14 protein-coding genes are annotated in these 18731 nt (G+C 65.3%); 6 read left to right on the top strand and 8 right to left on the bottom strand.

Translation table 11 applies throughout. The features are described 5' to 3' along the window. Positions 1 to 8: 8 nt before the first annotated feature. The 6 genes from JYG34_RS16100 (at position 9) to JYG34_RS16075 (ending at position 9519) form a co-directional block, all read left to right on the top strand. On the top strand, positions 9 to 1205 hold the full coding sequence (locus JYG34_RS16100) for an MFS transporter (protein WP_213657390.1): 1197 nt from the start codon (positions 9 to 11) through the stop codon (positions 1203 to 1205). 96 nt (positions 1206 to 1301) lie between these two features. Next, positions 1302 to 3668, top strand: a complete 2367-nt coding sequence (locus JYG34_RS16095) for a DNA polymerase II (RefSeq protein ID WP_213657389.1) — start codon at positions 1302 to 1304, stop codon at positions 3666 to 3668. A 248-nt stretch (positions 3669 to 3916) separates the two neighbouring features. Continuing rightward, positions 3917 to 4480, top strand: a complete 564-nt coding sequence (locus tag JYG34_RS16090; RefSeq protein ID WP_249746294.1) for a sensor histidine kinase — start codon at positions 3917 to 3919, stop codon at positions 4478 to 4480. Between the two features lie 312 nt (positions 4481 to 4792). Then, the gene (locus tag JYG34_RS16085) at positions 4793 to 5116 is read left to right on the top strand and encodes a hypothetical protein (protein ID WP_213657387.1); all 324 of its coding nucleotides are present in this window, start codon (positions 4793 to 4795) and stop codon (positions 5114 to 5116) included. Positions 5117 to 5314: 198 nt separating this feature from the next. Beyond that, complete coding sequence (locus tag JYG34_RS16080) at positions 5315 to 7015, top strand: phosphoethanolamine transferase (protein ID WP_213657386.1); 1701 nt, start codon at positions 5315 to 5317, stop codon at positions 7013 to 7015. A 317-nt stretch (positions 7016 to 7332) separates the two neighbouring features. After that, positions 7333 to 9519 carry a TonB-dependent receptor gene (locus JYG34_RS16075; protein WP_213657385.1) on the top strand — a complete coding sequence of 729 codons (2187 nt, stop codon included), beginning with the start codon at positions 7333 to 7335 and terminating at the stop codon, positions 9517 to 9519. A gap of 16 nt (positions 9520 to 9535) precedes the next feature. On the opposite strand, the gene JYG34_RS16070 is transcribed toward JYG34_RS16075, so the two are convergent. The 8 genes from JYG34_RS16070 to JYG34_RS16035 form a co-directional block, all read right to left on the bottom strand. Continuing rightward, positions 9536 to 10969, bottom strand: a complete 1434-nt coding sequence (locus JYG34_RS16070) for an ArnT family glycosyltransferase (protein WP_213657384.1) — start codon at positions 10967 to 10969, stop codon at positions 9536 to 9538. Positions 10970 to 10978: 9 nt separating this feature from the next. Further along, entirely contained in the window at positions 10979 to 11941 is a 963-nt protein-coding gene (locus JYG34_RS16065; RefSeq protein ID WP_213657383.1) for an SdiA-regulated domain-containing protein, read from the bottom strand. Next, positions 11938 to 13494, bottom strand: a complete 1557-nt coding sequence (locus tag JYG34_RS16060; protein ID WP_213657382.1) for an ArnT family glycosyltransferase — start codon at positions 13492 to 13494, stop codon at positions 11938 to 11940. Before JYG34_RS16060 ends, JYG34_RS16065 begins: the two co-directional genes overlap by 4 nt. 3 nt (positions 13495 to 13497) lie before the next feature. Continuing rightward, positions 13498 to 13770, bottom strand: coding sequence for a lipid-A-disaccharide synthase N-terminal domain-containing protein (locus JYG34_RS16055; RefSeq protein WP_213657381.1), 273 nt, complete (start codon positions 13768 to 13770; stop codon positions 13498 to 13500). Beyond that, positions 13767 to 14498 carry a glycosyltransferase family 2 protein gene (locus tag JYG34_RS16050; protein ID WP_213657380.1) on the bottom strand — a complete coding sequence of 244 codons (732 nt, stop codon included), beginning with the start codon at positions 14496 to 14498 and terminating at the stop codon, positions 13767 to 13769. The genes JYG34_RS16055 and JYG34_RS16050 overlap by 4 nt, the downstream gene beginning before the upstream one ends. Next, the gene (locus JYG34_RS16045) at positions 14499 to 15509 is read right to left on the bottom strand and encodes an NAD-dependent epimerase (protein ID WP_213657379.1); all 1011 of its coding nucleotides are present in this window, start codon (positions 15507 to 15509) and stop codon (positions 14499 to 14501) included. Continuing rightward, positions 15497 to 16834, bottom strand: coding sequence for a UDP-glucose dehydrogenase family protein (locus JYG34_RS16040; RefSeq protein ID WP_213657378.1), 1338 nt, complete (start codon positions 16832 to 16834; stop codon positions 15497 to 15499). Before JYG34_RS16040 ends, JYG34_RS16045 begins: the two co-directional genes overlap by 13 nt. A gap of 155 nt (positions 16835 to 16989) precedes the next feature. Continuing rightward, a complete protein-coding gene (locus tag JYG34_RS16035; protein WP_213657377.1) occupies positions 16990 to 18618 on the bottom strand; it encodes an ArnT family glycosyltransferase in 1629 nt (542 codons plus the stop codon). Positions 18619 to 18731 lie beyond the last annotated feature (113 nt).

The raw sequence follows: 18731 nt of genomic DNA, 5'->3' as shown, positions 1-18731 counted from the left end.
AGGCACCCATGAATTGCACATCCACTGCGGCCAGCGTCAATGAGCCCGCCGCCAGGCTGCCGTTGAGCGGCCTGCTGGCCTTGGCCCTGACCGGCTTCATCGCCATTCTCAGTGAAACGCTGCCGGCGGGCCTGCTCGACCAGATCGCCGATGGCATGGCGATCAGCCAGGCCATGGCCGGCCAGTGGGTCACCGCCTACGCGCTCGGTTCGTTGCTCACCGCCATCCCGCTGGTGACCCTGACCCAGGGCTGGTGGCGCCGTCGTGCGTTGTTGCTGGCCATAGGCGGTTTCATCCTGTTCAACGGCCTGACCGCGTTCTCCAGCGACAATCACCTGACACTCGTGCTGCGCTTTCTGAGTGGCGCCGCCGGCGGACTGGCCTGGGGCCTGATCGCCGGGCATGCACGGCGCATGGTGGCGCCGGCGCAGCAGGGCAAGGCGATGGCGGTGGCCATGCTCGGGCAACCGATCGCCTTGTCGCTGGGGCTGCCCATTGCCACCTGGCTGGGGGCCTGGATGGGCTGGCGCGCCACCTTCGTGGTGGTGACCCTGGCCGCGTTGCTGCTGGCGGCCTGGGTGCTGCGGGCCGTGCCGGATTTTCCGGGACAGGTGGCCGGCAGGCGCCCGGCGGCCGCGCAGGTACTGCGCACGCCGGGGGTGGCGCGGGTGTTGCTGGTGATCCTGGCGTGGATTCTCGGGCACAACATTCTGTACACCTACATCGTGCCGTTGCTGGCGGCGGCAGGCATGGCGGGCGAGGTTGGCCAGGTGCTGATGACCTTCGGCCTGGCCTCGCTGGCGGGGATCGTGCTGGTCGGGCTGGGCGTCGACCGGCGCCTGCGTGGGCTGGTGCTGCTTTGCCTGGCCGGGTTCGCCTTGGCGACCCTGGCGCTTGGGCACCTGCAGGGTTCGGCTTGGCTGGTGCATGCCAGCGTGGCTTTGTGGGGGCTGACTTATGGCGGCGCGCCGACCTTGCTGCAGACAGCCTGCGCCGATGCGGCGGGCGAGGGTGGGGATGTCGCCCAGTCGATGCTGGTGACGGTGTGGAACAGTGCGATTGCCCTGGGCGGGATCGTGGGTGGGTTGTTGCTGACGGGCGCGGGGGTCGGGTCGTTTGGCGCGGTAGTGCTGGTGCTGGTTGCATTGGCGTGGTTGCTGGCCTTCAGCGGGCGGCAAGCGGGATTTGTCGCGGGTGCAAGGTAACCGCACACTGTAGGAACCGGCCTTGCAGGAATGCATCGTCTGGCGCGGTTAGGCGGTAGAATCAGCCATCGAGCACGACGACCAGAGGTTCACGCGGTGCAGCTGCAACAGGGCTTTGTCCTAACCCGTCATTGGCATGACACGCCCGAAGGCACTTGCGTGGAGTACTGGCTGGCCACCGACCAGGGGCCACGGCGCCTGCGCCTGGCCGCGCAACCCTCGGTAGCGTTCATTCCCGTCGAGCACGGCGAGCACGCCCGGGCGTTGCTGGCGGGCGAGCAGGGCGTCGAGCTCAAGCCCTTGCAACTGCGCGACTTCGAACAACGTCCGGTACTGGGCCTGTACTGCCGGCAGCACCGCCAGCTGATCGCCCTCGACAAGCGCCTGCGCAGCGCCGGAGTAGAGGTCTACGAGGCCGACATCCGCCCACCCGAGCGTTACCTGATGGAGCGCTTCATCACCGCCCCGGTGCGTTTCGATGGCCGCCCCGATGACCAAGGCGTACTGCACGACGCTCAGCTCAAGCCTGACCCGGACTACCGCCCACCGCTGCGCCTGGTGTCGCTGGACATCGAGACCAGCGAGCGTGGCGAGCTCTACAGCATTGCCCTGGAAGGCTGCGGCCAGCGCGACGTGTATATGCTCGGCCCGGCCAATGGCGCTGCCTGCGAAGTGGACTTCGCCCTGCATTACTGTACCGACCGCGCCGCGCTGATCGACAGCCTCAACCAATGGCTGGCCCGCCACGACCCTGACGCGATCATTGGCTGGAACCTGGTGCAGTTCGACCTGCGCCTGCTGCACGAGCACGCCCAGCGCCTGAACGTACCGTTGTGCCTGGGCCGTGATGGTGCGCCGATGCACCTGCGCGAGCACGGCAGCCGCAGCCACTTCTTCGCCGAGGCGCCCGGCCGGTTGCTGATCGATGGCATCGAGGCACTGCGTTCGGCGACCTGGAGCTTCCCGTCGTTCAGCCTGGAAAGCGTTGCCCAGCAATTGCTGGGTGAAGGCAAGGCCATCGACACCCCCTACCAGCGCATGGACGAGATCAACCGCATGTTCGCCGAGGACAAGCCGGCCCTGGCCCGCTACAACCTCAAGGACTGCGAGCTGGTCACGCGGATCTTCGCCCACACCCGGCTGCTCGACTTCCTTCTCGAACGCTCATCGGTCACCGGCCTGGCGGTGGACCGCAGCGGTGGCTCGGTGGCCGCGTTCTGCCACCTGTACATCCCGCACATGCATCGCATGGGGTATGTCGCGCCGAATCTGGGCAGCGGCGAGGGCGAAGCCAGCCCGGGCGGTTTCGTCATGGACTCGCGACCGGGCCTGTACGACTCGGTGCTGGTGCTGGACTACAAGAGTCTGTATCCGTCGATCATCCGCACCTTCCTGATCGACCCGGTGGGCCTGGTCGAAGGCCTGCGCCAGCCGGATGACGCCCATTCGGTCGAAGGTTTTCGCGGTGCGCGCTTTTCACGCCGCCAGCACTGCCTGCCGGCCATCGTCGAGCGCGTGTGGCAGGGGCGCGAGGCGGCCAAGCGCGACGCTAACGCGCCGCTGTCGCAAGCGTTGAAGATCATCATGAATGCCTTCTACGGGGTGCTTGGTTCCAGCGGCTGTCGTTTCTTCGACCCTCGCCTGGCGTCGTCGATCACCATGCGCGGGCACCAGATCATGCGCCAGACCCGGCTGTTGATCGAGGCGCGGGGCTTCGATGTGATCTACGGCGACACCGACTCGACCTTCGTCTGGCTCAAGGGCGCCCATGACGAGGACGCGGCAGCCCGTATCGGCCGTGAGCTGGTGGCCGAAGTCAACCAGTGGTGGCACCGGCACCTGGGCGAAACCATGGGCCTGGAAAGCGCCCTGGAGCTGCAGTACGAAACCCATTACCGGCGTTTCCTGATGCCGACCATCCGTGGCGCGGAGGAGGGCAGCAAGAAGCGCTATGCCGGCCTGGTGCGTCGCGCCGATGGCAGCGAGGAGATGGTCTACAAGGGGCTGGAGTCGGTGCGCACCGACTGGTCGCCCCTGGCCCGCCAGTTCCAGCAGGAGCTCTATGGGCGGATCTTCCGCGGGCAGCCCTATCGTGACTATCTGCGCGACTACGTGGAGCGCACGATGGCCGGCGAGCTGGATGAACTGCTGATCTACCGCAAGCGCCTGCGTCGACCGCTGGCCGACTACCAGCGCAATGTGCCGCCCCATGTGCGCGCCGCAAGGCTTGCGGACGAGTACAACCGTCGCCTCGGGCGCCCGTTGCAATATCAACGTGGCGGCTGGATCAGCTACGTCATCACCACGGCCGGCCCCGAGCCACTGGAAAACCGCCAGGCGCCCATCGACCACGAGCATTACCTGACCCGGCAGTTGCAGCCGGTGGCCGACGCCATCCTGCCCTTCGTCGCCGAGCGCAGCATCGACCTGCGCAGCCTCAAGCAGCTCAGTTTCAATTTCTAGAACCCGTGTTTTCGAGGTGCTCGATGTTTGAGTCGCAGCGCTCTGGAGACCGAGCGCCGCCCGCCCGGCGCATCGCGGATGAATCCGCTCCTACACCTGTTGCAACGTGGCCATGCCAGTTAGGCCATGGTTGTCCGCCTTGTTTGTTCGACGCGATTTTTCAGCTGGCGCTGCCGCCGCCCCGCCCGACTCAAGCCATGCGCCAAGGCTGGCAACCATGGCCTGACAGGTGCGGCACGTTGCAACGAATGTTGGCCTCGACACGCTGCCCATTCCTGTCACGGTCGCCGATGGCCTGTCGCGGTGTTGGCGGCGATGCCGCCCATGAGTTGCGCACGCCGCTGACGGCCCAGGCGCAACCGGCAGAGGCGGTGTCGCTGCACCAGGCCTGCCGCGCCGTGCTGGAATACCTCATGCCGCTGGCCCAGCGCAAGCAACTGGACATCGGTGTCGAAGGGGATGATGTGCGTGTGGCGATCCGCGATGTCGAATTGCGCGCGGTCATCAAGAACCTGGTCGAAAATGCCATTCGCCATGCGCCGGTTGGTGGGAAGGTCGATGTGCAGATGGAACAGACCCCGGCCGTGGTGCAACTGTGTGTGCGCGACAATGGCCCGGGCATCGACCCGACGGAATGGGGGCGGGTGTTCGACCCGTTCTATCGCGGCCAAGGGCGCCGGGAAGAAGGCTCCGGGCTGGGGCTTTCCATCGTGCAGGGCATTGCTCAGCGCACGGGTGGGGTAATCGATGTTGGCTACGCTGACGCAACCAGGCACCTGGGTTGGCGGGTTTGCCTGCGTTGGCCCAGGTGAAAGTTGCGATGGCAGGCTAGCGGATGGTGCAGGGGCTGCTAGAGTCAAGGCGTTCCCAATTGTGGGAGTGGACAAGGATTGCCTGCTCATGCACCCCGTTTTCAGTTTTACGCGACCTGCTCATGATGATGCCAGGCGCGATTCCGCTCTGCCCGAGCCGATCGATTTGGGCAAAGACTCGACTTTCTACATGCATAAGGGCAGCCACTGTGGGGCGCCTGGATTTATTTCGCATGTATTTTTAACGAGTTTTTCATTCGACACACCTTAAAAGGATGGCCATGCGCGTTCAAAAGAACGGAGGCGCGGGTCATGCCTGACACCATGTTTGCGTATCGATTGCTGTTTCTCATGGTGTTCATGACTTCGATCATGAGCTGGGTTTTTCTCTGGCTGGTCGGCTATATCCAGCATCACCCACTGTTTCATGCCCACCCGGGAAAGCCAGGCGCTGTTTCGGCCATGGGGCTTTTGCTGGTGCTGGCGTGCGCGGTGCTGGACTTTTTCCGGGTGGCCGAACGCAACAGCTTGTTGCTTGTGCTGATGAGCGTGGGCCTGGTCATTCCTTGGGGAATGGTGTTGATCATCAAGTGCCATGCACTGATTCGCAGTCGCAAGTTTTCATCACATAACTAGTGTCCTGTCTCGGAAATAAGCTGTTCACTTTTGGCGGCGTCTTGGGCGCCCGGCCGGCGTTGCCACTCCTCGCCATAGCCCTGCTATGACTCGTCGCGGCGCCTTGGCCGAACACCCAAGCCACTCGCCAAAAGAGAACGTATTCCCAAGACAGGACACCAGATCCAAAGCGTTGATAGGTTGGGGAGTAGTAGGTTCATGAACAAGGACGCTATAGCTGCACATGCCGAAGTGGGCTTGAAGAAAAAGGGCATCAACCCACTGGGCGTTATCTTATTGGTCGCCTTGTGGATGACCGTTGCCGTCAACTCGGTGTTCTGGTCGACCGTCTGGCGCGCCATCGACGGTTTCGAAAACGGTAATCCGCTGTTCCTGATCAGCCTGCCACTGTTCGTGCTGGCCTGGCATTTCATCATTCTCTGGGCGCTGTGCTGGGGGCGGCTGCTGCGCCCGGTACTGGTCACCCTGATCCTCGTGGCCTCCGCCGCCAGCTACTTCATCTCGCGCTACGGCATCGTCATCGACGCCTCGATGCTGACCAACGTCATCCAGACCGACCCGGCCGAGGCGCGCGACCTGCTCAGCCCCGGCCTGCTGTTCTGGCTGCTGCTGACCGGCGTGCTGCCCGCGCTGGTGGTTTGCCGCCTGCCGCTGGCCCGGCCGCGCTGGCGGCGCCAGGCGGCCTGGCGCCTGGGCAGCCTGGCGCTGGTGCTGGCCATGGTCGGGGTGATCGTGGCCACGCAGTATCAGTCGTACGCGTCGCTGCTGCGCAACAACCGCGAAGTGCGCCTGATCCTGGTGCCCTCGAACGTGCTGGGTGCGGTGCACAGCTATGCCAAGCACACCTTCGACAAGCCCGAGGCCTTCGTGCAGGTTGGCCTCGATGCGCGGCAACGGGTCGAGGCCGGCGCGGGCGGCCGGCCCAAGCTGCTGGTGCTGGTGGTCGGCGAAACCGCCAGGGCCATGAACTTCTCCCTCAACGGCTATGAGCGGGCCACCAACCCGGAGCTGGCGCGCCGGCAAGTGCTCAGCTTCCGTGACGTCAGCTCCTGCGGTACCGCCACGGCGATCTCGGTGCCCTGCATGTTCCAGGACCTGGGGCGCCAGCAATGGAAGAGCCAGTTCGCCGATCATCGTGAAGGGCTGCTCGACGTGCTGCAGCGTGCCGGTGTTTCAGTGCTGTGGCGGGACAACAACTCGGGGTGCAAGGGGGCTTGTGACCGGGTGCCGAGCGAAGACCTGTCCCATGCCGATGTCGCCCAGGTGTGCAACAAGGGCGAGTGCTTCGACGAAGTGCTGCTGTCCGGCCTGCAGGGTTACCTCGACCAGCGCAACGACACCACGGTCGTGGTGCTGCACATGAAGGGCAGCCACGGCCCGGCCTACTACAAACGCTACCCGGCAGCCTTCGAACGCTTCACGCCGGTGTGCAAGGACAACCAGCTCGACCAGTGCGAAGAACAGACCATCCGCAACGCCTATGACAACTCGGTGCTGTATTCGGACCATGTGCTGGGGCAGGTGATCGACCTGCTCAAAGGCAATGCCGCACGCTTTGACAGCGCGATGCTGTACGTGTCGGACCACGGCGAGTCGCTGGGGGAGAAGGGCGTGTTCCTGCACGGGCTGCCCTACGCCATGGCGCCCAAGGAGCAGACCCACGTGCCCATGGTGCTGTGGATGTCCCCGCAACTGGCGGCGCGCCGTGGGCTGTCGTTGACCTGCATGGAGCAACGCACGGGGGCGGAGTTGTCCCATGACAACCTGTTCCACTCGGTGCTGGGCCTTATGGATGTGCAGACCTCGGTCTACCGTGCGCAACTGGACATGTTCCAGCCTTGCCAGGCCGGGCATCTGGCGGGGGAGCTGCCGGCCGTGGGGCAGGTCGCCGAGCAGTGAAATCCTGGGGTGTGCCAACGGTTTGGATCCGGCCTTGCCCATTGCCTTGGCATCACCTCTGTAGGAGCGGCTTTAGCCGCGATCACCCGCGAAGCGGGTGCCAGGCACTGTGTTGCCTGCATCGCGGCTAAAGCCGCTCCTACAGAGGTTGTGTGTAATGTTTGAACGAGTAAATGTAAGTAAATATATGTAACTAAATAAGTAATCATTTCATATCTGAAATACCGTGTTACTTCGCGTAAATTTTGTAAATGTGCTGTTTTCAATAATTTGTCGTAAATAGGATTGCGCATCATTTCAAGGGTGATGGCAATCAAATGGCAGACAATGCTGAAACAACACGTCGTTATGAATCGGGTCATCTGTACACCGCGCTCGGCCTGGCCTTGGCTTCCTGCTCCGCGCCGAGCCTGGCGCAGGCATCCGAATCCGGCGAACCCCGGCCTCCTTCGGTCCTGGAACTGGACGCCACCGCTGTAAAAGGCACGCACCACATCGACACATTCAAGGTCGACGCGCTGTCATCACCCAAGTTCACCGCCCCGCTTCGGGAAGTGCCGAAGTCGATCACTGTCATCAACGAGACCCTGATCAAGGAGCGTGGCGCCACCTCGCTGGCCGACGTGCTGCGTACCACGCCGGGCATCACCCTGGGCGCGGGTGAGGGCGGGACGCCGCTGGGCGACCGGCCCTTCATTCGCGGTTTCGAAGCCAGCACCGACATCCAGATCGATGGCTTGCGCGACCTGGGGCGCATGTCCCACGAGGCGTTCAACGTCGAGTCGGTCGAGATCGTCAAGGGCCCGGGCTCGGCCTACAGTGGCCGGGGCTCCACCGGCGGCTCGATCAACCTGGTGAGCAAGGCGGCGAAGGCCGAGGATTTCATTGCCGGCAGCGTGACCATGGGCACCGACCAGCTGTGGCGCAACACCCTGGACATCAACCAGTACCTGCCCGAGCAGGACCTGGCGTTTCGCCTGAACGCGATGAAGCACGAGGCCGATACCCCCGGCCGCGATGAGGTCGAGGTCAAGCGCTGGGGCATTGCGCCGACCATCACCTGGGGGCTGCAAGGCCCGACCCGGGTCACCGCCAGCTACTACCACCTCGAAACCGACGACATCCCTGACCAGGGCCACCCCATCTCGCTGATCCACAACAAGCCCGTGGATGTCGACCGCGACAACTTCTACGGGCTGGTCGACCGCGATTTCCGCAAGACCTCCGCCGACCTGGCGACCCTGGTGCTCGAGCATGAGTTCAGGCCCGAGCTGACCGTGCGCAACACCTTGCGTGGCGGGCGCAGCATGCAGAACTACGTGATGAGCCGGCCGGTGTTCGCCAATGCCGAGCAGGAACAGAACGGCCTGGTACCGCGTGGCTTCCGGCCCCGCAACGTGGTCAACACTTCGCTGATCAACCAGACCGACTTGTTCGGCACCTTCCACGCTGGTGGCATCAAGCACAGTTACTCCGCTGGCATGGAGCTCAGCCGCGAGACCATCACCGACAAGGACAAGCACGCCGGCAACAACGGCCGCCCCGGCGACCTGCACAACCCCAACCCGCACGATGGCGGCTGGACCCTGCTGCCCGGGACCGGCCAGGTCACCAGCAAGTACCAGACCGACGTCAAATCACTGTACGTCTTCGATACCCTGGCGCTGCACGAGCAATGGGACCTGAACCTGGGGCTGCGCTACGACGACTACCAAGTGAAGAACCGAGTCGCGGGCGGTGCCGAGTCGTCCAGCGAACTCTGGAACTACCAGGTGGGCGTCGTCTTCAAGCCGTTGCCCAACGGCAGCATCTACCTGTCCTATGGCACCTCCTCCAACCCCTCCGGCGAAAACACCCAGTCCGGTGGCGCCGACGGTGCCGGGGCGGGCAACCTCAATGGCAACAAAGCCAACCTGGACCCGGAGAAGTCCCGCAGCCTGGAGCTGGGCACCAAGTGGGACGTGTTCAGCGAGCAGCTTTCGCTGACCGCAGCGGTGTTCCGTACCGAGAAGACCAACGCCCGGGTCACCGACCCGACCACCGGCCTGGTGGCGCTGGACGGCGACCAGCGCGTCACCGGCATCGAGCTGGGCGCCACCGGGCGCATCACCGACGCCTGGGCGGTCTGGGCCGGCTACACCTACCTGGATACCGAAGTGGTGAAGTCGGGGGGCGATGGCAGCAACGACGGCAACCGCGCCAAGTTCATCGCGCCGAACAGCTTTAGCCTGTGGACCTCCTACGACCTCACCGAGCGCTGGACCGTGGGGGCGGGGGCCAACTACATGGACCAGCGCTACATGAACGATGCCAACACGGTCAGCATCGATGACTACTGGCGCTACGACGCAATGCTGGCCTACAAGGTCAGCAAGCACCTCGACCTGCAGCTGAACGTGCTCAACCTGACCGACGAGACCATCTACGATGCGTCCCACGTCGGCCTGTTCGCCACGGTGGCGCCGGGGCGTTCGGCGGAGCTGACGGCGAACTTCAGGTTCTGACCGCAGCACTCGCGGCTCAGTGCCTCGCCTGGAGCGCACCTGCGCACACGGGCCCCAGGCCCAGCAAGGTGGCGGCGCGCTTGCGCTTGAGGTAGGGCTCCACGCGGACCAGCGTGCACGGTGCCAGCGCTTGCAGGGCAGGTGGCAGCGCACCCTGCACGAACAGCAGGGCGGGCACTGTTGGCGCTGTTTGCGTGGGCAGGGTGCTGACCGGCCGGCCGAGGTAGTAGACCAGGCGCATGTCCGGCGCCTCCAGTGCATGGGCCGGCACGCCTGGGTACGCTTGGGCGACCGCGTGCAGTTGCGGTAGCGCCGCGACCCGGTGGGCGAACACTTTCCCCTCGAACATCAGGTAGAACAGGCTGAAACCGGCCAGTGCCAGTAGTGGAGTGCCTTGCAGCAGCCAGCGCTGCCAGCGCGTACGGGCCTGTTCAAGCAGCGCCTGCCAATGCCACGCCAGCAGCAGGGCGATCGCCGGGTAGGTCGGCAGCAGGTACTTCGCATGTTTTTCGGTGAACAGCGAGAACACCAGCAACGGCACCAGCGCGAAGCATGCCAGCAACATCAACGGCCGTTGCTCGCGGATCTGCCGCCATAGCTGGCGAGGCCTGATCAGCAACGCCAGCCAGAACGGAAAGAAATCGCCCCCCAGGTACAGCAGGTAGGCGTACCAGGCTTCGGCGCCCCGTCCATTGATCTTCCTGAGGATGTCTTCCTGCAGAATCGCCCCCCAGATGCCCCAACCCTCCTGAAGCGTCACCAGCAAGTACCAGGAGCCGCCGACCGCCAGCATCAGCAGCCAGCCCGGCAGGTCGCAGAGGTAGGCCCGGGCGCGTGGATCACGGCTGAGCAGCGCATACGCCAGCACGGGGGCGATCACCCACAACAGGCACACCGGGCCCTTGGCCAAAAGCGCCGCACCGAGCAGCCCATGGCTGAGCCAGACCCAGCCGCGTCGGCCCTGCACGAACAGGAACCTCCAGGCACAATACCCGGCCAGCAAGCACAACCCGGTCAGGGTCATTTCGATTTCCGCGCGGCGGGCGAACAGGCTGAAGCCGGCGTTGGCGACCAGTAGCGTCACCGCCAACAGCCCCAGGCGTGGGCCGCCCAGGCGCCGGGCCAGGTCATACAGCGCCAGGCAGCAGGCTGCCGCGAACAATGCCGAGGGCAGGCGCATGCTCCACTCGCCGAGGCCACCGGGCAGTTGCGCGCTGAGCAATGCCAACCAGTAGAACAGCGGCGGCTTGGACAGGTACAACTGGCCGTTCATCGAGGGCAGCAACCACTGCCCGCTTTCTTGCATTTCCCGCGTGGTGACCGCCCGACGGGCTTCGTTGACGCTCAGGAAGGGCAGGTCACCCAGGCCCCAGAACAGCAGCAGGGCGATCAAAGCCAGCACCAACATCCAGAACGGCCTGTGCACACGTTCGACAGCGAGCGGCGCCATGCGCGGACCTCAGGGCTTCTTGAACAGGTAGAACAGGTTCGGCTCGCTGACCACGTAGAGGTTGCCGTCGCTGTCCATGGTCATGCCCTCAGGTTGTGGCGCGTTGTTGCGCAGCCCGCCAATGCCGGCACGTAACGAACGAATACTGACGAAGTGGCCTTCGCCATCCAGTTCGGTGATGTTCTTCGACTGGTCGCTGAGCACCAGCAGGTGGCCGGTGCGCGGGTCGTAGTAGCCATCGGACAGGTCGGTGGCGAATATGCTGCGCTTGACCCAGTCGCGCCGGTCACTGACCGTGAGGTGCAGGGGCCCGCCGTTCAACGCCGCGAGCATGCCGGTGACTTCGAACAGTTGCCGCGGGCCACGTTCCTTGATGGCGTAGAGGCGGTCGTGGCGGGCGTCGTAGGTTACGCCCTCGAAGCCCTTGTTGTGAAGGGTCGGGTTGATCTCCAGGGTGATCCACTGGGCTTGGCTGGCCTGGATCGGTTGAGGTGTCGCAGGCAGGGTGATCACATCCAGGCGTTGCAGGGTCTCGTCGCTGATGGCCAGGCGACCGTTGCCCAGGTACGCCAGCCCTTCGGTGTCCTGGAAACCCACCAGCGGGTAGCGGGCCTGGATGTCACCTTGCTTGCTCAGCTCGAGGATTTCCATGGGCGTGCCATTGGTGATCGCCAGCAGCCGGTCGCGGTCGTAGTCATAGGTGATGCCGGAGAGGTTGTCCAGGCCTTGCTCGACCACCTTGGCGTCGATTACCACCTGGTAGGCCGGCAGCCAGATGTTCTGCCCGGGCGCCGTATCGCCAGTCCAACGGTTGCTCAGGTGGGCGTAGAGTTGTTGCGGCCAGAACGAGCGTGCGGCTTCGATGCCGATCAGGCTCAGGGCGACCAGGACGATCACGCCGCCGATCAGGAACCAGCGGTTGAGACGTTGCCACCAGCGCCAACGCTGGGTCGATAGAGTCTGGGTGGTCATTGCCTGGCGCCCTCCTTGGCGGCTTGCAGGTTCCCGGGCGTGCCTGCCCAGGTGAAGTGGTAGACCTGGGCGGGTGGCGCGGCTTGGCATTGGCCGTTGTCGGCGTCGGCACCGACCACATACCATTCATGCCGCGAGGTGTCGCCAAGCTTGCGCGCCTTGTCGGCGCTGAAGCAGCGGCCCAGTTCGGCCGCCGGGATCAGGGCAAAGGCCTTGGGGTGCTGGCGCAGCCAGTAGACCGCCGAGTCCGCCACGGCCTTGCCGCTGAAGCCGAAGTGGACGATCGGCTGACGCGCGAACAACCAATGCCCCTCGCGCCAGTTGACCAGCACCAGTTCGGCGCCGCCGGTGGCCCGCGCGGCATCGGCCATCAGGGTTTCATGGGGGTTGCGGCCTTCCTTCACGGGTTCTATGAAACCTCGGGCGAACCACAGGCAGAACCACACCACCGCGACCGTGACGAACACCTTGCGCCAGCCCGGCCGCTGCTGGAACCAGCGCTTGAACAGCCAGGGCACCAGCGGAGCGATGGCCAGCACCAGGCCCGGCAGCGCCGGGAATATGTAGAGTTTGCGTTTGCCGCTGCTCAGGCTGAAGAACAGCAGTACCAGCGCCACCCAACCGAGCAGCAGAAGAATACGCCCGTCGCGCTTTTGCAGTTGCTTGCGCCAGGCCGGCACCAGCCAGGGCAGGGCCAGGATCAGGGGCAGCCAGTACTTGGGGATGACCTTGACGAAGAAGTACCAGAACGGTTCGCGGTGGTCCCAGGCGTTGGCGTAGCGATTGGCCGTCTGGCGCAGGAGGATCTCCTTCAGGTAGGCCAGCTCCGCCGCGCCACCGCCCTGGGCGACCGACACCAGCAATGGCAGCAGCCACACCGCGCAGCCGGCCAGCAGCCAGATGAACCCCAGGCTCCAGCGCCAGCCCTGGCCGGGCATGGCCACGACCCCGCGCCAGCCCCGGTGCACCGCCCAGGCGTAGGGCAGCAGCATCAGCGCCGGGACGAAGCCCACGCCTTTGCTGATGATGCCCAGCCCCATGGCCGCGCAGGCCAGGTAGAACCAGCCCCAGGCCGGCCCCAGCAGCAAGTGGCGGACCATGCCGTAGAAGCCCAGCGCCACCCACAGGCAGAGGAAGCTGTCGATCTGCCCGGTGCGCAGGATGCTGTAGGTCTGGTAGGTGGCCAGGAACAGCAGCGCGGCGATACGCCCGACCCGCCGGTTCCACAGGCGCCGGCCGAGGTCGTGCAGGACCAGGGTGATGGTCGCCGCCGACAGCAGCCCAGGCAGGTACAGGGCGACCTTGGGCAACCCGGTCAGGGCCGTGAACAGGGCCACGGTCCACATGAACAGCGGCGGCTTGTCGCCGTAGATTTCCGCGGCGCGGTGCGGGATGAACCAATTGCCGTTCTGCAGCATTTCCAGGGCGACGCCGAGAAAGCGCTCTTCATCGACGTTCATCGGCTGGCGCCAGCCGATACCGGCGCCGATCAGCAACAACGCGAGGGCGACCAGCGCCAGCCGCTCGGCGCCGAGAGTCTTGAGACGTGGCAAGGGCTATTCCTTCTGCTCTTTATAGCGGGCGATCAGTTGCAGGTTGCGCAGGTAGACGAGGATGCCGAAGGCCTGGCCGAGGATGAACACCGGGTCCTGGCGGTAGATGGCGTAGATCAGCAGCAGCGCGCTACCCAGCATGCTCAGGTACCAGAAGCCCACCGGGATCACGCTGCGGCGCTTGAACTCGCTGTACAGCCACTGCAGCACGAAGCGGCCGGTGAACACGGCCTGGCCGGCGAAGCCGATGATCAGCCAGAGGGTTTCCCGGGTCATCCTTCGAGCTCCTGTGGGCAGGCGTCCAGGCGGGTGCGGCGGATCAGCCACCAGACCCCGAACAGGTCGAGAATGCCGACCAGTGCGCGGTCGAGGTTGCCGTACTTGGAGATCCCCGCGTGGCGTGGCCGGTGGTTGACCGGGTGCACCAGCATGCGGCCGTTGTGGCGCAGGATCAGCGCCGGGATGAAGCGGTGCATGTGATCGAAGTAGGGCAGGCCGACGAAGGCCGCGCGCTCGATCAGCTTGAGGCCGCAGCCGGTGTCGGGGGTGGCGTCTTTCAGCAGGCGGCTGCGCAGGCCGTTGGCGAAGCGCGAGGCCCAGCGCTTGCTGGCCGTGTCGCGGCGGTTGACCCGGTGCCCGGCCACCAGCTTGACGTCCTCGTTGCCACGTACCAGCGCGAGCATGCCGGGGATGTCCGCCGGGTCGTTCTGCCCATCGCCATCCAGGGTCGCCAGCCAGCGCCCACGAGCGGCCTGGGCGGCATGCCAGATCGAGGTGCTCTGGCCCAGCGAGCGCTCGTGGCGCAAGATGCGCAACTGCTGGAAACCCTGGTTCTTCAACTGTTGCAGCATGGCCAGGGTCTGGTCGCTGCTGCCGTCGTCGACCACCAGCACTTCATAGCGCTCATTCGCCAGTGCAGTGCGGATTTCCGCCAGCAGCGAGGGCAGGTTGTCGACCTCGTTCTTGGCCGGTATCAGCACCGACAGCTCAAGGGGTTCGGTCATTCAGGCTTCCTGTGTCGTTGTTGTGGTTGCGCGGCGGGTACCGGTGTAGAAATCCCGGTACCAGCCGACGAATGCCCGCACACCCTGTTCCAGCGAGGTGCTCGGGGAAAAATCGATCCAGCGCGCCAGCGAAGACACATCGGCCCAGGTCTGGTGCACGTCACCCGGCTGGAACGGCAGGTAGTTGCGCTGTGCCTTGATGCCCAGGGCGTCCTCCAGGCATTCGACGAAGCCCAGCAGCTCGACCGGTTCGCCGCGACCAATGTTGAACAGCTGGCAAGGCGGTTGCCCTTCACCGGCCTGGGGCGGCTTGACGCGCAGGCGTCGGATGCTTTCGACGATGTCGTCGATGTAGGTGAAATCCCGCCCCATCTGGCCGTGGTTGTAGAGGTCGATCGGCCGGCCTTCGAGGATGGCCTGGGTGAACTTGAACAGCGCCATGTCGGGGCGGCCCCACGGGCCATACACGGTGAAGAAGCGCAGGCCGGTCATGGGGATCTGATAGAGGTGCGCGTAGCTGTGGGCCATCAGTTCGTTGGCGCGCTTGCTCGCGGCATACAACGAGACTGGCTGCTCCACCGGGTCTTCGACGCAGAACGGCAGCTTGGCGTTGGCGCCGTAGACCGAACTGCTGGAGGCGTACACCAGATGCTGGGGCCGGTGCTGGCGGCAGGCCTCGAGCATGTTGAGAAACCCCACCAGGTTCGACTGGCCGTATACGCCGGGGTTGTCCAGCGAATAGCGCACGCCAGCCTGGGCGGCCAGGTGGATCACCTCGGTAAAATGGTGCGCGGCGAACAGCCGGAGCAGCGCGTCCTGGTCGGCGATGTCGAGGGGCACGAAACGAAAGTTCGGCCATTCGGCCAGTTGCTTCAGGCGCGCGTGCTTGAGCTCGACGCTGTAGTAGGTGTTGAGGTTGTCGATGCCCACCACCTCCAGGCCCTCCTGGCACAGGCGCCGGGCAAGGTGGAAACCGATGAAGCCGGCGGCGCCGGTGATCAGTACGGGCATGGCGGCTGCACCTGGCCACGGCCGATGCCGTAGTATGTGAGGCCCGCGGCGGCCATGTGCTCGGGCTCGAACAGGTTGCGACCGTCGAACACCACCCGGTCGGCCAGCAGATGCGGCACCTGGTCCAGGTTGAGCACCCGGTAGTCCTGCCACTCGGTCACGATCACCAGGGCGTCGGCACCCTCCAGCGCGTCGTCCTTGCAGTGCACCAGGCGCAGGTCGGCGCGCTCGCCGTAGTGCCGCTGGATTTCCGCCATGGCCTGGGGGTCGTGAGCCTGGATTCTCGCGCCCGCAGCCCACAAGGCTTCGATCAGCACCCGGCTGGAGGCCTCGCGGATGTCATTGGTGTTGGGCTTGAAGGCCAGGCCCCAGAGCGCGAAGACCTTGCCTTGCACACCCTCGGGGTAGTGCCGGGCGATCTTGTCGAACAGGCGGTTCTTCTGCCGTTCGTTGACCGACTCCACCGCGCGCAGCAGGTGCGGCTCGAAACCTTCGGCCTCGGCGCACTTGCGCAGGGCCTGCAGGTCCTTGGGGAAGCACGAGCCACCAAAGCCACAGCCGGGGTAGATGAAGTCGTAGCCGATGCGCGGGTCCGAGCCGATGCCACGGCGCACCATCTCGATATCGGCGCCCACATGCTCGGCCAGGTTGGCGATTTCGTTGATGAAGGAGATCTTCGTTGCCAGCATGCAGTTGGCGGCGTACTTGGTCAGCTCGGCGCTGCGCGCGTCCATGACCATGAGCTTTTCGCGGTTGCGGCTGAACGGCAGGTAGAGCTCGCGTAGCAGCTCGACCTGCGCCGGCCCGGCGCCGCCGATGATGATGCGCTCGGGGCGCATGAAGTCATCGACGGCCGAGCCTTCCTTGAGGAACTCTGGGTTGCTGAGCACCTGGAAGTCGCGGTTGTCGGCCACGCACTGGTCGATATGGGCCTTGATGCGGTCCACCGTACCCACCGGCGAGGTGGACTTGTTGACGATGACCCTGGAACCGTCGGCGTGCGCCACGATGCTGTCGACCACCGCGAACACATGGCGCAGGTCGGCGCTGCCATCGGCCAGTGGCGGGGTGCCGACGGCGATGAACAGCAGCTCGGCATGGTTGCTGGCGCGCCTGGCATCGGTGGTGAAGCTCAGCCGGCCGCAGGCCAGGTTCTTTTCCAGCAGGGGCGCAAGACCCGGCTCGAAGATCGGGCAATGCCCCTGGCTCAGGGCCGCTACGCGCTCGGCGTCGACATCCATGCACATGACCGAGTGCCCGACCTGGGCCAGGCAGACCGCCTGGGTGAGGCCAACATAACCGGTACCGAAAACCGTCACCTTCATCTAGCAGCTCCATGTTCGAATCTGGGCAGGTAATGACCAATGCCGTGCTGGGCTTTGCCGACCCGCAGAGCCTCGGCTTACAAGTTGTAAAAAAATGTCACAACGGTGTTTAAGTTTTGTTAATCAGGCTGTCATGCAACGCTTGGCAGCCCCCGTCAGTCGGCGATGTTCAAGGCGTTCAGCGGCAGTTCGCTGTCCAGCAGCCCGGGCGTGTCGAGCAGTGTCTGGGCCGACCAGATCACGCTGTAGCCGCTGCGTATCGGTTGATAGCGCTGGGCCGCCTGCAGTTGCTCGGCGCTGATGCGCTTGTGATTGATCACCAGCAGGCCTTGTGGGTTGGCGCGGGCCCAGGCGATTTCCTCGCCTTCGCGCAGCAGCGTCATGACCTGCGGCATCGGTCGGGAAAAGGGGTACTGGTCGCGAAACTGCGCCGCCAGCGCAATGGCCTTGCCCTGGCGTTGCGCGGCCTCCAGATGGTCGGTCAACGGCAGCAGGGCGAAGTGCGGGGCAATCGCCTTGATGACCAACCCATGCAGCAGGATCAGGAACATCAAGGGCAGGGCCGCCAGGCTCAGTGCCCCTGGCCTGCGCCGCAGCGGCACCAGCCACGCCAGGGTCGCCGCGACAAGGGCCGCGCCGGCCCAGGGCGACAACTCGCGCAACCAGCCCGGCACCTTGACCGCCGAGCCGAGCAGCGGGCCGATGGCTAAGGCCGAGCCGGCCAGCAACCACGGCGCCAGCACCAGCATGCAACTGGCCAGCCCGGGGCGGGGGGCGGGCAGCTGGCTGAGGGCCCGGGCCACCAGCAGCGCCCAGGCCGGCATCAGGGGCAGCAGGTAGTGCACTTGCTTGCCACTGATGGCGGAAAACCCCAGTACGCCGGCCAGCAGCCAGACCAGGCACAGGCGTTCGGCGGCCGCGGCCTGGCGCAACAACCTGTGCAGGGCGCGCCACAGGTGCGGCCAAAGCGCCCAGGGCAGCAGCAACAGCGGTAACAGGGGCAGGTACCACCACCAGGGGCGCTCGTGGGCGAAGGCGTTGGCCATTCGCCCGGCGGTCTGCCCCCACAGCAGCATGTCGCGGTAGGCCTCACCCCCGCGGGCCACCGCGGGAATCGCCCAGCACAGGGCCAGGGCAATGCCCACTGCCAGGCTCAGCAGCAGGTAGCCGTGCCAGCGCGCCCAGCCTGCGGCGGGGGCCCTGGCCAGCCACCAGGGGCTGGCCAGGGTGACGGGAAGCAGGTACAGCAGCAGCGCCGGCCCCTTGGCCAGCAGGCCCAGGGCCGTGGCCAGGGCGAACAGCAGCCAGCCACGATCACGCTGCACGGTGTCGAGCAGGCCCAGCACGCCGATCAATACCGCGCAGGTCATCAGCAGGTCGAACATCAGCGTCGTGCTCAGGGCCAACACCAGCAGGCTGGCATAGAACACCCAAGGTGCCAGCGCCGCGGCCCGGGCATCGCCGGGCCACAGCCGGCGGGCCAGGGCACCCAGCAACAGCAGGTCGGCCAGGGTGATCAGCGCGCCCACCAACCTGGCCACCCAGGGGTGCTCGCCGAGCACGCTCCAACCCAGGTTGATCAGCCAGAAGAGCAGGGGGGGCTTGTGGCTGTACGGCTCACCGTGGATCCGTGGCACCAGCCAGTCACCGCTCAGGTGCATTTCCCAGGCGACCTGTGCATAGCGGGTTTCATCGATGGGCAGCAGGGGCCGCGCCCAGACAGAGATGATGCTGAGCGTTGCCCAGCCGAACAACAGGCAAAGGAATGCCGATCCAAAGCGCACACATCTCTCCTTGACGTGAAGACTCCAGTGGGGGGAAAGCGATGACGCGGCTTGATATCCGTTCGCAGTGTCCGGGGGCAGTTATTGCATCAGAGCGGATTGCCTTCATTCAT

The organism is Pseudomonas entomophila, assembly GCF_018417595.1.
GTDB lineage: Bacteria > Pseudomonadota > Gammaproteobacteria > Pseudomonadales > Pseudomonadaceae > Aquipseudomonas > Aquipseudomonas entomophila_C.
The sequence above is the reverse complement of the archived record's forward strand: the minus strand, read 5'-3'. Positions and strand labels throughout refer to the sequence as shown.

Excerpts from the sequence above, each read along its gene's own strand:
- JYG34_RS16100 (WP_213657390.1), top strand. The coding sequence starts at position 9 with ATGAATTGCACATCCACTGCGGCCAGCGTCAATGAGCCCGCCGCCAGG.
- JYG34_RS16090 (WP_249746294.1), top strand. The coding sequence starts at position 3,917 with ATGTTGGCCTCGACACGCTGCCCATTCCTGTCACGGTCGCCGATGGCC.
- JYG34_RS16085 (WP_213657387.1), top strand. The coding sequence starts at position 4,793 with ATGCCTGACACCATGTTTGCGTATCGATTGCTGTTTCTCATGGTGTTC.
- JYG34_RS16080 (WP_213657386.1), top strand. The coding sequence starts at position 5,315 with ATGAACAAGGACGCTATAGCTGCACATGCCGAAGTGGGCTTGAAGAAA.
- JYG34_RS16075 (WP_213657385.1), top strand. The coding sequence starts at position 7,333 with ATGGCAGACAATGCTGAAACAACACGTCGTTATGAATCGGGTCATCTG.
- JYG34_RS16070 (WP_213657384.1), bottom strand. The coding sequence starts at position 10,969 with ATGGCGCCGCTCGCTGTCGAACGTGTGCACAGGCCGTTCTGGATGTTG.
- JYG34_RS16065 (WP_213657383.1), bottom strand. The coding sequence starts at position 11,941 with ATGACCACCCAGACTCTATCGACCCAGCGTTGGCGCTGGTGGCAACGT.
- JYG34_RS16055 (WP_213657381.1), bottom strand. The coding sequence starts at position 13,770 with ATGACCCGGGAAACCCTCTGGCTGATCATCGGCTTCGCCGGCCAGGCC.
- JYG34_RS16050 (WP_213657380.1), bottom strand. The coding sequence starts at position 14,498 with ATGACCGAACCCCTTGAGCTGTCGGTGCTGATACCGGCCAAGAACGAG.
- JYG34_RS16045 (WP_213657379.1), bottom strand. The coding sequence starts at position 15,509 with ATGCCCGTACTGATCACCGGCGCCGCCGGCTTCATCGGTTTCCACCTT.
- JYG34_RS16040 (WP_213657378.1), bottom strand. The coding sequence starts at position 16,834 with ATGAAGGTGACGGTTTTCGGTACCGGTTATGTTGGCCTCACCCAGGCG.